Origin of the sequence: Labrys sp. KB_33_2 (assembly GCF_052114505.1) — a bacterium.
Classification (GTDB): Bacteria; Pseudomonadota; Alphaproteobacteria; order Rhizobiales; family Labraceae; genus Labrys.
The window spans coordinates 17228-33080 of the sequence record NZ_JBFREW010000029.1 but is presented as its reverse complement, the minus strand read 5'-3'; the positions used below and the strand labels follow the sequence as shown (position 1 = coordinate 33080).

General features: G+C 59.9%; 15 protein-coding genes and 1 pseudogene. 10 read left to right on the top strand and 6 right to left on the bottom strand.

The window, feature by feature from the left end; translation table 11 throughout:
• Positions 1–99 precede the first annotated feature (99 nt).
• Positions 100–556, top strand: a pseudogene (locus AB4037_RS32850) (IS630 family transposase); the annotation flags it as partial.
• Positions 557–837: 281 nt separating this feature from the next.
• Here AB4037_RS32850 and AB4037_RS32845 read toward each other — a convergent pair.
• The 5 genes from AB4037_RS32845 to AB4037_RS32825 are packed head-to-tail and all read right to left on the bottom strand — an operon-like array spanning position 838 to position 5505.
• Positions 838–1620 carry a 2-oxo-hepta-3-ene-1,7-dioate hydratase gene (locus AB4037_RS32845; protein ID WP_441774397.1) on the bottom strand — a complete coding sequence of 261 codons (783 nt, stop codon included), beginning with the start codon at positions 1618–1620 and terminating at the stop codon, positions 838–840.
• 16 nt (positions 1621–1636) lie between these two features.
• The gene (locus AB4037_RS32840) at positions 1637–3091 is read right to left on the bottom strand and encodes a 2-hydroxymuconic semialdehyde dehydrogenase (RefSeq protein ID WP_441774396.1); all 1455 of its coding nucleotides are present in this window, start codon (positions 3089–3091) and stop codon (positions 1637–1639) included.
• 10 nt (positions 3092–3101) lie between these two features.
• Entirely contained in the window at positions 3102–3821 is a 720-nt protein-coding gene (locus AB4037_RS32835; protein WP_441774395.1) for a class II aldolase/adducin family protein, read from the bottom strand.
• Positions 3782–4639 (bottom strand): VOC family protein, encoded by an 858-nt coding sequence (locus tag AB4037_RS32830; RefSeq protein WP_441774420.1) that lies wholly within the window; start codon positions 4637–4639, stop codon positions 3782–3784. Before AB4037_RS32830 ends, AB4037_RS32835 begins: the two co-directional genes overlap by 40 nt.
• Positions 4636–5505: a VOC family protein gene (locus tag AB4037_RS32825; protein ID WP_441774394.1), complete on the bottom strand. Its 870-nt coding sequence runs from the start codon at positions 5503–5505 to the stop codon at positions 4636–4638. The genes AB4037_RS32830 and AB4037_RS32825 overlap by 4 nt, the downstream gene beginning before the upstream one ends.
• Positions 5506–5698: 193 nt before the next feature.
• Between AB4037_RS32825 and AB4037_RS32820 the strand changes: the two genes are divergently transcribed.
• Together AB4037_RS32820 and AB4037_RS32815 are read left to right on the top strand one after the other, a co-directional pair.
• Complete coding sequence (locus AB4037_RS32820; protein ID WP_441774393.1) at positions 5699–6124, top strand: cupin domain-containing protein; 426 nt, start codon at positions 5699–5701, stop codon at positions 6122–6124.
• 164 nt (positions 6125–6288) lie between these two features.
• Complete coding sequence (locus AB4037_RS32815; RefSeq protein ID WP_441774392.1) at positions 6289–7026, top strand: FCD domain-containing protein; 738 nt, start codon at positions 6289–6291, stop codon at positions 7024–7026.
• Positions 7027–7057: 31 nt separating this feature from the next.
• Here the strand turns inward: AB4037_RS32815 and AB4037_RS32810 are convergent, their stop codons facing one another.
• A complete protein-coding gene (locus AB4037_RS32810) occupies positions 7058–7723 on the bottom strand; it encodes a TetR family transcriptional regulator (protein WP_441774391.1) in 666 nt (221 codons plus the stop codon).
• Between the two features lie 254 nt (positions 7724–7977).
• Between AB4037_RS32810 and AB4037_RS32805 the strand changes: the two genes are divergently transcribed.
• The 7 genes from AB4037_RS32805 to AB4037_RS32775 all read left to right on the top strand — a co-directional run bounded on the left by AB4037_RS32805 (position 7978) and on the right by AB4037_RS32775 (position 15852).
• Entirely contained in the window at positions 7978–9210 is a 1233-nt protein-coding gene (locus AB4037_RS32805) for a Rieske 2Fe-2S domain-containing protein (RefSeq protein WP_441774390.1), read from the top strand.
• 221 nt (positions 9211–9431) lie between these two features.
• Entirely contained in the window at positions 9432–10721 is a 1290-nt protein-coding gene (locus tag AB4037_RS32800) for an MFS transporter (protein WP_441774389.1), read from the top strand.
• A gap of 65 nt (positions 10722–10786) precedes the next feature.
• The gene (locus AB4037_RS32795) at positions 10787–11773 is read left to right on the top strand and encodes a PDR/VanB family oxidoreductase (RefSeq protein WP_441774388.1); all 987 of its coding nucleotides are present in this window, start codon (positions 10787–10789) and stop codon (positions 11771–11773) included.
• A gap of 25 nt (positions 11774–11798) precedes the next feature.
• Positions 11799–12776, top strand: a complete 978-nt coding sequence (locus AB4037_RS32790; protein ID WP_441774387.1) for a fumarylacetoacetate hydrolase family protein — start codon at positions 11799–11801, stop codon at positions 12774–12776.
• 49 nt (positions 12777–12825) lie between these two features.
• Entirely contained in the window at positions 12826–13581 is a 756-nt protein-coding gene (locus tag AB4037_RS32785) for an SDR family NAD(P)-dependent oxidoreductase (protein ID WP_441774386.1), read from the top strand.
• An 8-nt stretch (positions 13582–13589) separates the two neighbouring features.
• Positions 13590–14831, top strand: coding sequence for an acyl-CoA dehydrogenase family protein (locus AB4037_RS32780; protein ID WP_441774385.1), 1242 nt, complete (start codon positions 13590–13592; stop codon positions 14829–14831).
• A 4-nt stretch (positions 14832–14835) separates the two neighbouring features.
• A complete protein-coding gene (locus tag AB4037_RS32775; RefSeq protein WP_441774384.1) occupies positions 14836–15852 on the top strand; it encodes a phosphotransferase family protein in 1017 nt (338 codons plus the stop codon).
• Position 15853 lies beyond the last annotated feature (1 nt).

The following is a 15853-nucleotide window of genomic DNA, read 5'->3' as shown; positions in this document are numbered from 1 at the left end:
AATGCGGAACTCTTCGTGGAGCCATTGGCACAGATCGATGATCCACCAGCGCACGCTGCCATGGATCGCCGGGACATTGTCACGGAAATGTCCCAGCTGAAGCATGGTCGGTGCGCGCGCGGCGAGCGCGCTCAGGGTCGGCATGCCGCACGGGCATTGGAAGACAACCACCTTCGTCGCCGGACTGCGCAGCGGCGGCATCGCCGCTCCCTTCGTGCTCTACGGGCCGATCAACCGCGTCACCTTCGAAACCTATGTCAACAAAGTGCTCGTGCCCGAGCTCAAGCCCGACGACATCGTGATCATGGACAAGCTGTCCAGCCACAAGGGGCTGAAGGTGCGCGAGATGATTGAGGCGGCCGGTGCAAGCCTGCTCTTCCTGCCGCCCTACAGCCCCGACTTCAACTCGATCGAGAATGCCTTCTCCAGGCTTAAAGCCCATCTGCGCAAGGCCGCCGAGCGTACTGTCGACGGGCTTTGGAACACCATCGGGCACCTGATCGACCTGTTTACGTCCGCTGAATGCCGGAACTACTTCATAGCCGCAGGATATGATCCAACGGGATCGGATTCCGCTCTAGTGGTTGTCAGGACAGGACAACCGATGGGAACAGTGAGTTCGGGATCGCTTCGTTGACCTTGACATTTACGGCAGTCATACTTGGAGGATAGTCACCCCGAAGAGATTGCTTTTGACCATCCGGTTATCAGCGATCTGCCATCCAAGGGGCAATCCCATGCATTCGATTGCAAACCAATCACGCCGCTCTACCTCACTACCGATATGTCCGGGCCCGCCGTGTGATGCCAATCGGATCGAGCCTGACTTCTCGGAAATCAGGTGAATTGCACGGATACCATACCGAGCGAACCGAAATCTGCGTGCAACGTGTCGCCCTTCGCCGCCCAGACGGGCCGCGTAAAACTACCGGACAGAAGCAAATGGCCCGGCTCGAGCACCGTACCGAAAGGCGCGAGCTTGTTGGCGAGCCACGCCACCGCCCTGGCGGGATGGCCGAGCACGCCCGCAGCCAGGCCCGTCTCCTCAATCTGTGAATTGCGGTAGAATATCGCTCCGACTCGGCGAAGATCGAGATCATCCGGACGGACCGGTAAGCCGCCAAGCACCAGACCCGCCGCCGCGCCGTTGTCTGCAACGGTATCGAATATCTGACGTGGCTCCGTAACACGAGCATCGATGATCTCGATCGAGGGGATGACATATTCTGTTGCCCGCAATACGTCGACGAGCCCGACATTGGGGCCTTTGAGCGGAGCTTTGAGACAGAAGGTCAGCTCGGGCTCGACCCGCGGCATGCAAAAATTTTCGAACGGCACGGTGGCGCCGTCATCCAACAGCAGATCGTCGAAGATATAGCCGTAATCCGGCTCGTCGATCTTGGAAGATAGCTGCATGGCCCTCGACGTTAGGCCGATCTTGTGTCCGATGATCCTGGCGCCCGCCTCCACCCTGGCCGCGGCCACGGCCGAAGAAATAGCATAACTGTCTTCAATCTCGATCGCCGGAAACATCTCGGAAGGACGCCGGCCTTGTTTCTTAGTCCGGTGACTTTCGCGAAGTGAAGCAACGGCTTCGGCACGCTGGTCCGCTGACAACATCTCTGGTTTCCCTCGATTATAGTTTAACGCAGACGTTGCGTAGCTGCGTGTAGAACTCCATGGAATGAATGCCCCCCTCGCGGCCAATGCCGGAGCGTTTGGAACCGCCGAACGCAGTGCGCAAATCGCGCAAAAACCAGCAGTTCACCCAGGCGATGCCGACCTCGATCTGACGCGCCACCCGATGGGCGCGGCTGAGATTCTCCGTCCAGATCGACGTCGCAAGCCCGTAGCGACTGTCGTTGGCAAGTGCGATCGCCTCTTCCTCGGTATCGAAGGGGCTCAAATGCACGCAAGGCCCGAAGATCTCCTCGGCGATTATCGCGTTGTCCTGCGCCAAGCCCGTCCATACCGTCGGCTCGACCCAATAGCCCCGCTCACAGCCCGCTGATTCCGGCACGCCGCCGCCCGCCAGGACGCCGGCTCCGGCGGCTCTGGCTTTCTCATAATATTTCAGGACTTTGGCGCGATGCTCAGCGCTGATGACGGGACCCATGGTCGTAGCCGTATCGAACGGATCGCCGAACCGGTAGCTGCGGGCCTTGACGGCCAGGGCGTCGGTGATCCGCTCGAAGATGGCTCGCTGGACATAAAGTCGTTCGGTGCCCAGGCAGACCTGGCCCGTGTTGGCAAAGCAGGAACGGCCAATACCTTCCATCGTCTTGTCGAAGTCGGCATCGGCGAAGATAATGCCGGCATTCTTGCCGCCAAGCTCCAGCGATACCGGACGCACCCCCCGGGCTGCGGCGGCCATGATCGCTTCGCCGGTAGTGGTCTCGCCGGTGAAGGTGATGCCGTCCACATCCGGGTGCCGGGTTAGGAATTCGCCTGCCGCCGCAATGCCGCCACCGTGGACGACGTTGTAGACCCCGGGCGGGATGCCGACTTGGTTCATCACCTCGCCGAGCAATGTGGCCGTGGCCGGAGTTTCTTCCGAGGGTTTCACAACGACGGTATTGCCGCAAGCCAGTGCCGGCGCGACCTTCCAGGTCATGAGCAGCAATGGCAAATTCCAAGGGCAGATAACTGCGATTACGCCGCGTGGCACCCGGACCGCATAGTTGAGGGCGCCGGCCCCGTCCGGCGTCGACATTTCGAAGGCATCGGCGCCCGTCGTCTGAATCTGATCGGCAAAGACGTTAAAATTCGCAGCACCTCTCGGAATGTCGATATGGCGAGCAAGCGAGGCGGGCTTGCCCGTATCCCTAACTTCGGCCGCAAGAAATTCATCGAAACGGGCATTGACGGCGTCGGCTAACTTGCGCAGAAGATCGACGCGTTCGGGGACCGACAAGCGTCCCCAACGGCCTTTCAGGGCAGCGCGGGCGGCGCCAACGGCAGCATCAACTTCGGACTGTCCTGCGCCATAGATGGTACCAATGACTTCTCCCGTGGCAGGGAAATGATTGGCGAATCGCTCGCCGCAGCCCTTTACAAACCGGCCGTCGATGAAATTGAGAAACTCACCCATAATGATGTCCTCATTGGTCTTTTAATGGCAATTCAATGTCGCCCTGCGTCAGGAAATCCCACATCCGCTCGAAGAGTCGCCCTGCCCTAGTGGCGCGCCGCGCGGCTTCCTCCGACACAATCGCCGGTGCGTCGCGAAAGCCGGCGGACAAGGCCATTTGCTCGATCCGACAAGTATCCTCCAGGTACCAGGCGAGTCCGACCGCTTCCTCGAGGCTGTCGCCCACCACGACCGCGCCATTACCGCGCAACATGAGCGCGCGTCCCTCGCCCATCGACATAACGGCACGTTCGGCGCGCGCATCGTCGCGCACCAGTTGAACGTCGTCCCAAAAACCGATATGCGAGGCGAAGTAGCACCCGAAGCCATGGCGGATCCGCGGCACATGGCACATTGCGGCAAGCGCCATGACCTGCGGGCCCATGAAACGGACGACGCCGCCCGCTTCGGGGCGGCGTGCATAGATATGCTGATGCAGCCGGACCTCGCCGAGCACGCCCTGCGGCAAGGGGCCGGTCACCGGAACCTCCACACAAGCGTCGCTCGGCACGACCATACCCAATGGCACGGCAGGACTGACCAGGAAACGGTCGGCGTCCAGACGCGCCGAACAATGGCCATAGGCGTGAACGAGCCCCGCCTTGGCCAGGGCCCGCGCCGCAATCCTGACGCGTCGTGCCAGCGTTTCCATTAATTCTGGAACGCTGCGATATGTGGTGCGGAACCCCATTGGCAGAAGCCTTTGGGTTCGAAATGAAACTGGCGATCACGCCAGAGCGGCTCGTCGTGGATCTCGCGCACGCCGGTGGAATATTCGAACGTCATGCCGTCCGGGCCGCTGAAGTAGAGAAACTGCGCGGAGGAAGTCGGGTGCCGCCCTGGGCCGAATGTGATCTCGACCCGGTTGTTCTGCACGAAGCGGAAGGAACGCTGAATATCGTCGACGCCACCGACCTGGTGGTTGATATGCTGGATGCCAGCTTTGTGGAACGGGAAGAGTGCGATGGAATGGTGGACGGTGCCGAGGCGCATCAGCGGCGCGTCGCCGATACGATCGGAGACGCGGGCATTGCAGATGGTAGTCCAGAAGAGCTCGTCGCGTTCGGGATCGGTAGTGTACAGGCCGACATGCGAAAAGCCGGTGACGCCAGCGTCGCGGCCGCCATGATAGCGCCGGCTCGTCGTTTCTGGCCTCACGACAAGTTCAATGATATTACCGCTCGGATCCGAAAACCGAATGAACTCACGCACGTGGCGTAGCGCGCACGCATCGTTGTCACCATAGTGAACGGGATAGCCGAGACGTTCCAGAGCTGAGCCGACCTTCTGCAGATCCGCCGCGACGGCCAGTTCGAAGGCGGTCGCTTGATCATGAGGATCGCCTTCGAAATAGCACAGCGTGTGGGCCCGATGGTCCGACTTGAAGAATACAGCGTCCTTGCGGCGCTCAGAGACTTCGAGGCCGAGAATATTCACGGCATACCATTCAGCGCCAGCAAGATCGCGGGTGCCGAGGCGGCAATAGGCGACGTCCTTCAACTCGATCATGGCTCGGCCCTTCCCTGAAATTCCACTTGTTCGGTCGGCGAACCCCAGGCGCAATGCGATCTTGCCGTATCCGCAAATTGCCGTGGGCCACGAACCGCGATATGGGGCCCGCGATCCATTTCGGCAGCGTAGCTCATGAGCAAGCCGCCCGGGCCGACCGTCGTGACGAAGATGGCATTCGAAGTCGGCTGGCGGCCGGGACCCGCGGCAATCGGCATCTGTTGCTTCTGCAGAAAATACCAGTTCTGCATGACGTTGTTCTTGTCCTCGACGGCCCAGGTCGCGCCAAGCAAGCCGTCGCGTCGGGAAGGATAGAGAGCAATCCTGTGGTGAGCCTCGTCAAGCGCGAGAAACACCGCGTCACCTACCCAGTCCGTTACCCTCAAACCGAGGACATTGGTCCAGAAGATCTCGTTGGCGGCAATGTCCTTGCAAGCGTGCGTCACCGCCTGAAAATCGACGATGCCTGCGTCACGAGGGCCGTGATACCGCCAGCCCAACGTCAGCGGCCGCCAGATGATCTCGATGATGACGCCATTGGGAGAGCTAATGGCGATGCCCTGCTTTATTTGGTGCAATCGACAATCGGCTTCGCCGAAGCGACGCACGCCATGGCCAGCATCGTTGGCGCGCCGTTCGATGTCGGCAAGTGCCGCCGGATCGTTCACCGTCAATCCCAGTGCGTGCCCGTCGCCGGCCGTCGTATAGCAGAGTGCGTAGTTGCGTGAGTCCGAGCGAAACCTCGCATGAGTTTCGTCACGATCCGCTGGCTGAAGCCCAAACACCTCTGTCGCAAACTGCGTGGCCGCACACAAATCGTCGACGTCGACGCGCAGATAGCGCAAGTCGCGATAAGTCGTACTCATTTCCATCCTCTCGTCCGCCCAGACGCGGAATGTCGAACAAGGCCGATCGTCACTTCAACCAAATCTCAATATAACAAGCTCGTCAACATTAATATCGATATAATTTCTGTTGACATAAAAATATCGATATTTTAGCTTGAGTAATGTGCCGAATGAGGCATTGTATGAAGTGCTACAGGGAGGGCGGAACGCCATGCTGGCGCCCATTCGCTTTGAGGGGCTGGAGATTCAATTTCTTCAAACCAAGGACGATACCGTCGGCAGTCTCGATGTGTTCGAAATGACAGTTGCTCCCAAGGCTAAGATGCCGGCGCCCCACTATCATCACACATGGGATGAAACGCTCTATGGCATCGCCGGGGTGACGTCCGTCCAGCTGGATGGTCGCAATTTCGATCTCGCAGCGGGCCAGTCCCTGTTCATCAAGCGCGGAATCGTTCACGGCTTCCGAAACGAAACCTCGCTGCCATCCAAGGTCCTCGCTGTCCTGACGCCGGGTGTGCTTGGCCCGGCCTATTTCCAGGAGATGGAGGCGCTGCTCAATTCGGAGACACGCGACGTTGCGAAAATGAAGGAAACCATGCTGCGCCACGGTCTTATCCCGGTGCCAGAGACCTGATTCACTGGAAGAGCTAAGAGTCCTTCTATGACGTCGTCGCTTTGTTCATGCCAAATCGCTGTGAGTAAGATCTCGGCGATGGGGAAATGATAAACGAAAAGAACGGGTAATCGGGGCGCGGTCTATGATCGTTGTGGCAGTCGGGTATCTATGAGGCAATTTAAATGAGCGACGGCATCGCCAATCTACCCGAGAAGACGCTAGCCGAGCGCGCCTATCGCATTCTTCGCGAGGAGATCGTTTCGGGAGCACTGCCTCCGGGACTGAAATTGCGGATCGAAATGCTTCGCGATCGCTACGCCTGCGGAGCCGGCCCCTTGCGAGAGGCGCTCTCGCGGCTGGTCGGCGACCACCTGGTGGTGATGATCGGTCAGCGCGGCTTCGTCGTAGCGCAGACGTCGGTGGCCGAAGCCGTCGAGATCGGCAACATGCGCAAGATGCTGGAGGCGGAGGCGCTCAGCCTGTCGATCATGGCAGGCGACGACGCCTGGGAGGAGCGCATCATCACCACCTATCACCGTTTGGAACAAGTGGAGAAGCGCTCCACCTCGACGGAAGTCGATCTTGCCGAATGGGAACGGCGCAACCAGGCCTTTCACGAAGCCTTGGTTGCACGTTGCCAGTCGGTCTGGCTGTTACGCATGCGCCAGATGATCTTCAAGCACCATGAGCGCTACCGGCGAATGTCGCGCATGACCACGGCACGGACCCGCGACGTTCATCTGGAACACAAGGCGCTGAGGGATTTTGCGCTGGACAGGAATGTCGACGGCGCCGTCGAGACCATGCGAAATCACATTCAGCGGACGACGGACGCCGTGATCGCCGCGCTAACGGACAGCTCACGCGATGGCGAGCCGATACCCGGGACTGATCGTCGGTGGAACCGGCGCCACTCTTGATGCGACGGTGAAGATTTTCAAGACGGGCGCATCATTTCTTTGCAAGTTCGAGGCTGGCATGAAGTTGCTTGCTGGTCGCCCGGCCTGCCGGCACCGCCTGCGGGCTCAAGGCTGCAAGTATCAGGGTCTCGATATAGGACAGCCAGCCCGCGCGCTCGGCAGCGGAGTCGAAATCACGGTTCAATAGAGCGGAATTGATCTGGATCTTCTGGATATAGCTGCCCGTCAGGGCGGTGATGGACAGATAAACTCGGGTTGCATCTAGATCCGGCCGGAACAGGCCTAGGGCGACACCGCGCGCAAGGGCGTTCTCGATCTTTGCAACGAGGCGTGCGAACAACGCCTGGGCGCGCGAAAGGTTTTTCAAATGGTGAGCCTGGTGACGATAATGTTCATCGAACAGAAGGGCATAGGAACGAGGGTTTTTCTCGTATTGCCGTTGCATAAAACTAATCAGATGCACAATCGCTTTGTCAGGCGCCAGCGCATCAAGCGCATTGAAGGCCGCCTCAAACTCTAGGGGCTCGAATATGAGCTCCAGGGTTGCCTCATACAACTTGTCCTTATCGCCGAAATGATAATAGATCGCCTGCAGGTTGGTGCCGGCGGCTTTGGCGATCCGGGCAATGCGGGCGCCGTGAAGTCCCCATTCGGAGAATTCGGCGACGGCCGCCTGCAGGAGACGCTGACGCGTCAACTCTGGATTTTGAGGAGATCTCATCGTCCCGCACTACCCTCATCCACATTGTTCCGTTCATAGCAAAGACCATTATCGGCGTCACGAAAGGATGCCGCGGCACCCATGTCCGCGAGCCGTCGAAGGTTTGCTGTCCAGACCAGCGCAAAGACGTTATGCCCCATTTATAAAAGTTCAAAAATTTTTTTGACTATGGTGTTGCCTGGTAGTAGTGTCCGGTCATCAAGACAAAAATGACAGTTTGGGAGACGGAAATGCTGATCGAGAGCGACAATCGGCTCATCACGCAAACCGGGCGTGGCACACCGATGGGCAGTCTTATGCGTCAATATTGGGTGCCAATCCTGCGCTCCTCTCAGTTGCGCGTGGGCGATAGGCCACACCGTCTTACGATTTTCGGCGATCGTCTCGTGGCGTTCCGCACCCCAAACGGCCAAGTCGGCGTTATGGACGAGGCTTGCCCACATCGCGGTGCGTCACTGGCCCTCGGCCGCGTCGAGGAATGCGGCCTGCGCTGTATCTATCATGGCTGGCTGATGGCGCCGTCCGGCGAGGTTATGGAGGCACCAACTCATCCGGCGGACGCAGACCTTCACAACCTCCCGTCGCGTGGTTACCCAGTGCGGGAAGGCCAAGGCATGATCTGGGCATGGTTCGGTAAGGGAGAAAAGCCGGCCTTTCCGATTCTGCCTTTCACCAATCTACCCGACAGTCACGTTCTGGCTGCGACAGCGGTAGTAAATTGCAGCTGGCTGCACCCGCTCGAAACACTGTGGGACGTTTTCCACGCGCAGATCCTGCATAATCAGACGAACCGGGCCTCGTCCCGTGCGAAGGTCTATTTCTCGAAGACGGGGCGCCGGGCCGGCGGGCTGGAGTTCGACTATCCTGAAATGCGCGTGACTCAGACCGATTACGGATTCACCTATACCAACGCTGATGCGGCAAAGGAAACCAATCATCACTATGTCGCTCCGTTCATGCTGTTCCATACGATCACGCCTCCGAAGACAGACGACAAGGCAGTACAGATCAGTATTCCGATCGACGACGATCATTGTTTGCTATGGATGGTTTTCTATAATCGTTACACGCCCCTGAAGTCCGACGGCTACGGTTGGAAATTTCTGGGGGATTGCCCTGATCTCGATGACATCATGGAGGGAATGGGCGAACGTACGCCGGCGAACCGTTGGGGACAGAACCGCGCGTCTATGGAAAGCGGCGAAAGCTATGTCGGCATCATGGGCATGGGCGGCGTCACCATCCTGGCTGAGGACATCATGGTCGTCGAGAGCCAGGGCCGTGCCGATCGGTCGCGCGATGTGCTGGCCCCGACCGATCGCGCCTTGGTTCAGGGCCGCAGAACCCTGATCAACGCCGTACACGCTTACGAACGGGGCGAGCCTCCGTTTGGCCAGGGTCTCGATCTCGATCATCTCGAGGCGGTATTCACTCCCAAGCAACCGGCGACAGCGGCGGAATAGGCTGTCAGCCGGCCTGCGGCCGGGCACAAACATCACGTTCGTTCAGCCCCTGAGGACCAAAGCCGTTCGCGCAAACGCGACTCGGCGAGCGGCTCGACGCACCCGTTCAATTCGGCTGCTATGAGGCGCCAAGGGGGCAAGCAACGACAAGTTTCTGTGCTGACGTTAGCACGGTGGGAATCCTGGCAGGCAAGAATAACGAGGCTGGGGGAGGCAATACGATGGTCGAGTTTGTGAAACTACCCGCTCAGATCCACCCGAAGACGATATTCAGGGGCTGGTGGGTTGTAGCAGTTGGTGTTTTAGGCCAGGGATTCGGCACGACAGCTTTGTTGTTCTTCGCGCTGAGCGTCTTCATCACGCCGCTATCCGCTGAATTCGCATGGCCGGTAGCGCAGGTCGCCTCCGTCACCACGCTCATTGCCTGGACAATCGTCGTCGCCTCACCGCTGCAAGGCCTTCTTGTCGATCATTTCGGCGTCCGGCGGGTTCTCCTGCCTTCGAGTGCGGTTTTTGCCGCCGGATTTGCCTCGCTGTATTTCCTGCCCCCCTCCCTGCCGGTCTATTGTGTGGTCGTCGTGCTGCTCGTCCTTGTTGGTGTCGGCACTTATCCCGCGTCCTACGCAAAGGCAGCCGCCGGATGGTTCGATAAACGCCTTGGGCTGGCGATCGGCATCGTCAGCGCCGGCAGCGGGCTCGGCGCTACGATCCTACCGACGCTTGCCCAATACTGGATCGCGGGCCACGGCTGGCGAAGCGCGTTCGCGTTGCTGGGGGGCCTTTCCGTCCTCCTTACGTTCGTGCCGGCCCTCTTCCTGCTCCGTAATCACGCGTCGGACTTGCAACAAGGCAAGGATGGTCTAGGCACGAATGTGCTGTCCGCCAAGACGGTTGCCGCTGCAGACTGGCGTGGATTCACCCTGCGCCAAGTGCTGACGCAGAAAAACTTCCTATGTGCGGCGATCGCATTCCTGCTTCTAGGCGCCTTCACAACGGGGCTCCTGGCCAATCAGGTGCCGATGCTCATCAGCTTCGGCCACTCCGCCGAACGGGCCGCCCATGTGCAATCCGCATTCGGCATTGCCCTGATCCTCGGACGCCTGCTCGGCGGTTATCTGCTCGACCGGATTTTTGCGCCCCATCTGATGATCGGCTTCGTGGTCGGGCCAATCATCGCGCTGCTGATCTACACGACGGCCCCCACCGGGAACATCGTCTTCCTGTGTTCTTTCCTGGTCGGGCTCGCAATTGGTGCCGAAGCCGATGTCATGGCCTATTTCATCATGATGTATTTCGGCCGGTTTGCATACGGCAAGATCTATGGCGTGCTCTATTCCGTCTTCTATTTTGGAGCCGGGGCCGGAACTTATGTATTGGCCCAGGCACTTGCACGCTGGGGCGGATATGCCCCCGGACTGTGGGTGTTGATAGGCACCGCCTTGCTCGCCTGCGCGGCGCTGGTCTGTGTGGATCGCCATCCTCGCCTTCCACCCCAGCAGATCGAGGCATGACGATGCACTCCACCATACTGCGAGACCGTCGCACCCCGCCGCTCGATGAGCCAGGGAGAACCGACATGACCTATTTCAACAGCTCGCCCGTTCTGGAACTGCTGGTGCGATCAGTCACGATGCTGACGCCGAGGGTGAAGGCGTTTGAGCTCGTTGCCTCGAACGGTGACGAATTGCCGTCATTCGAGGCCGGGGCACATCTCGGAGTTCTTGCCGCCGGCACCAAATTGCGGCGCTATTCGCTGCTCAACGACCCAGCCGAGCGCCACCGTTATGTTATCGCCGTCCTGCGTGAGCGGGACGGTACGGGCGGGTCGACCTGGATGCACGACAGTGTACGCGAGGGGGATCGGCTGTTCTCGGAATTGCCGAAAAACACCTTCCCGCTTAATGAGTCGGCCAGCGAGCATATCCTAATCGCCGGAGGCATCGGCATTACCCCGCTCCTGTCGATGACCCACCGTCTCGACACGCTCGGGCAGTCGTTCACCCTGCATTACTGCACCCGCAATGCCGGCGATACAGCGTTCTATGGGGAATTGTTCGGCCGGCTCAAGGAACGGATCGTCTTTCACCACGACGGCGGCGATCCGGCACGCGGGCTCAATCTCCTTCAGCTTCTGCACAATCGCCAGCGGAATGCGCATGTCTACATATGTGGGCCGCGGCCGATGATCGATGCTGCCCGTCTCGCCGCGAAAGCCTGGCCCGCGGACGCGGTACACTTCGAGATTTTTACTCCCACCTCCGAACCGGCGGCAAATGCTCGGCTAGCCAATGATCAGACCTTCGAGATTGCACTCTCGCGCAGCGCCCTAACTTTCAGCGTACCGTCCGACAAATCCATCCTTGATGTGCTCGTCGCGCATGGCATCGCCTGCCCTTGGATCTGCAAGGAAGGCTGGTGCGGCACCTGCAGAACGAAAGTTCTGAGCGGCAAGATCGATCATCGCGACGAGATACTCGACGACGACGCCAAGGCAAGCAATTCAGCCATGCAGATCTGCGTTTCGCGGGCATTGCCCGGGCAGAAGCTGGTGCTCGATCTTTGACACAGACCCTGACGGGGAGGATCCCATGCGCCTAGTAACAATCAACACAAGCTGCGACGGCCAGTCGGGCGCCATCGTCGGCGACGAGATCCTGAACTTCTCACTGGTCCGGAATCTCGGGCGCCCGACGGTTGCCAATTGGATTCCCTCCACGGTGATGGGAATTCTCGAGGGCGGGCCGGACGGCCTAGCGACGGTCGACCGGTTGATCAAGACCCTCGAGGATGCCGACGATCGCATGAGGCAGCAACTGCGAGAGGAAGGAGCTCTGACGCCAGCCGGCACGACGCGCCTGCTCGCGCCGATCCCCCGGCCGCGCGTCGTTCTGGCAACTGGAGGAGGATATCAAGCCCATATCATCGAAATGGTCGAGGCCGGAGCTCTCAGGCAAATGCCGCCGCCGATGAAAAACCCGCCAGCATTCTTCAAGAACACCAATGCGATCATCGGCGATGGCCAACCCATCGTCCTGCCGCAGAACGCACCGGCAATGGTCGATTGGGAGTGCGAAGTATCGTTCGTCATCGGCCGGACTTGCCACAATGTGTCGAAGAAGGAAGCGCTCGATCACATCGTCGGCCACACGCTCATGAACGACGTCTCGGCACGCGACTGGATCGAGGAGTTCGCCGCCGGCAAGCCGGAGACAAATATTCTTGGCAAGCAATATCGAAGTTTCTGTCCCATCGGCCCCTGCATCGCAACTTCAGATGAAATCGATGACCCTCATGATATTGATTTCGAACTTCGCCTAAATGGCAAGATCATGCAAAAGGATAATGTCATAAATTCGAGTTTTAGTATTGGAGATATACTTTCATATTATTCTCAATGGATAACCTTTCAGCCCGGCGATATCATTTCCAGAGGCAGCTCGACGGGTGTTGGCTTCGCTCAAGTGCCGAAACTGTTTTTGAAGAGCGGCGATCGCGTTGAGATGGAGGCCACCGGTATCGGCCGGATGACTTCACCGGTTATCGCTGCGGCGTCGCCACTGCAATGAAATCGGTGACAGTCAGCCCTGAGTGCTGATGCCGCACGGGAGAGCACCCATGTCTTTTGAGGATCTGCAGGGAAAATCAGCGTTGATCACCGGTGCCTCTGGGAGGCTTGGCTTCCACTTCGCCGAACTTCTGGTTCGCCACGGTGTCCAGGTGACACTTGCGGCACGCCGACTGCGGGAGTTGGAGGCGGCCGCCGTGAAGGTCCGCGCCGCGGGCGGTGTGGCGAATATCCTCGTTATGGACGTCGCCAACCCCAGATCGATTGCGGCAGTGTTTGCCGGTCAGGAAAGGCCGTTCGACATTCTCGTCAACAATGCCGGCGTCGTCGGCGCCGCTGACGCTCTCGAACAGGCCGAGGCCGACTGGGATCTCGTGCACAACACCAATCTCAGAGGCGCCTTCCTGGTTGCGCAGGCAGTCGCGCGCGGTATGCGCAGTTCGGGCCGTGGCGGCGCCATAGTCAACATCGCATCGATCCTCGGCCACCGTGTCGCCGGCAATGTCGGCGCCTATGCCGCCTCGAAGGCCGGTATGATCCAGTTGACGAAATCGCTCGCCCTGGAGTGGGCGCGCTATGGCATCCGCGTCAACGCCCTTTGTCCCGGCTATCTCGAGACGGACATCAACCGGGTCTTTCTCGAAACGGAAGCCGGGGCGCGGTTGGTCAGGCGCATTCCTCTACGCCGTCTTGGCCGGCCACAGGAACTCAGCGGCCCGCTGCTGCTGCTCGCATCGGATGTCGGCAGCTACATGACGGGATCCACCATCGAGGTCGATGGCGGTCATCTCGTCTCGACCCTCTAGGCCGTGCCATGAATTTTGACATTCCCGCCAGCACCGAGCGCCTCCGGCTTTGTATCGCCGACTTCGTCGAGCGCGAGCTGTTGCCACTCGAAGACGACAGGTCATCCTATGACGATCACGGCAACATCGTGTTGCAGTTGCTCGACCGGTTGCGGGCGAAAGCGAGGGCAGCCGGTTTGTGGTGCCTGCAGTTGCGCGCAGCAAACGGTGGTGGTGGCCTCGGCAAGACCGATCTTGCCGTGTGCTACGAGGAAATGAACCGTTCGATTTTCGGTCCGGTGGTGTTCAATTCGGCGGCACCGGACGACGGCAACATGATGGTGCTGGAGGCACTGGGCACACCAGAGCAAAGGCAGCGTTGGTTGACCCCGATCGTCGAAGGCAAGGTTCGCTCGTCTTTCGCGATGACAGAACCGCATCCCGGTGGCGGTTCTGATCCCTCGATGATCACGACAAAGGCCGAACGGCTTGGCGATGACTACGTCGTCAGTGGCCGGAAATGGTTCATCACCGGTGCTCAGGAGGCCAGCCATTTCATCCTCATCGCCCGCACCTCCGACGATCCGCGCCATGGCCTGTCGGCCTTCCTGTTTCACAAGGACCAACCTGGCTGGCGCATTCTGCGGCGCATCGAAATCATGGGCCCCGAAGAACATGGCGGCCATTGCGAGCTGGAGTTCGATGGCCTGCGAATTCCGGCCGCAGACCTGCTCGGCGGTGAAGGGCGTGGCCTCGAGGTCACCCAGGTCCGGCTCGGCCCTGCCCGACTTACGCACTGCATGCGCTGGCTCGGCCTTGCCAAGCGCTGCATTGAAATCGCCCGGGCCTATGCCGGCGAACGCCACGGTTTCGGTCAGCGCCTCGCCGACAGGGAGAGCATCCAACTCATGCTCGGCGACATCGCCCTGCGCATCGAAGTCGGTCGCCTGCTGGTGATGAAGGCGGCATGGGAACTCGATCGCGGTGGCTTTGCCCGCAAGGAAGTATCCATGGCCAAGATTGAGGTTGCGAACACCTTGCATGCGGCAGCCGATGTCGGAATTCAGATCAACGGTGCACGCGGTTATTCGAAAGATACAGTGCTCGAATGGATCTATCGCTATGCCCGGCAGGCTCGCCTGGTCGATGGCGCTGACGAGGTCCACAAGATGGTGCTCAGCCGAATGCTCGACAAGGAGAGCGCCGGATTCTGGCGCTGGAACGTCGAAGCCTCGGCAGTGGGCGGCATGCGTCATGGCGAGGGGAGCTAAGCCCATGAGCAGCTCGGAATTCGATCCCGCGCAGTTGAAGAGCTTCCTACAAGTGCATTTCGGCGAAGGGCAGCTGTCGCTCGAGCGGGTTGTCGGAGGTCAGTCGAATCCGACCTATTTCGTCGACTATGCTGGACGGCGCATGGTCCTACGCAAGAAGCCAGTGGGCGCGGTTCTGCGCGGCGCGCACGCGGTCGATCGCGAATACCGCGTGATCGCAGCGCTCGCCACGACCGATGTGCCCGTGCCGAAACCCGTTCTGTTCCACGACGCCAGCACGCCGCTCGGAACGCCCTTCTATCTGATGGAACGCCTGGACGGCAGGGTCTTCCACGACTGCACCTTGCCAGACGTGCGCCGCGAGGAGCGGCGGAGCATCTATTTCGCCATGGCCGATGCGCTGGCAAGGCTGCATTCCATTCGTCCCGCCGATGTCGGCCTGGTCGATTACGGGAGAGCGGGCAATTATTTCGAACGTCAGGTTCACCGCTGGACAAGGCAGCTCCGAGAATCGCCGGGGGAGAAGATTGCCGTGCTCGAGAGGGTTGGTGAGTGGCTGTCCATCCATCTCCCGCAGGACGACGGCCAGATGTCCATCGCCCATGGCGATTTCCGCATGGGCAATCTGATATTCCATCCGGAACGCCCCGAGGTGATCGGCATCCTCGACTGGGAGCTTTCGACGCTCGGCCATCCGCTGGCTGATGTCGGATTCTGTTGCATGTCCTGGCATACCTCGCCGGACGAATATGGCGGGCTCATCGGCTGCGATCTGTGCCAACTGGGTATCCCGAGCCAAGGCGAGTTTCTCGACCATTATTTCGCCCACTCAGGGCCGAGCAGCCCCCTGCTGCCTTTCCACCTGATTTTTGCACTGTTCCGTTTCGCCGTGATCTTCGTCGGCATTGGGGACAGGGCAATTGCCGGCAGCGCCAGCGCGTCCGACGCCGCGAAGGTAGCACCTTTGGCTGGCCGTTTCGCACAGCGCGCTGCTGAACTGATCGAAGGCACGCGGCTATGAC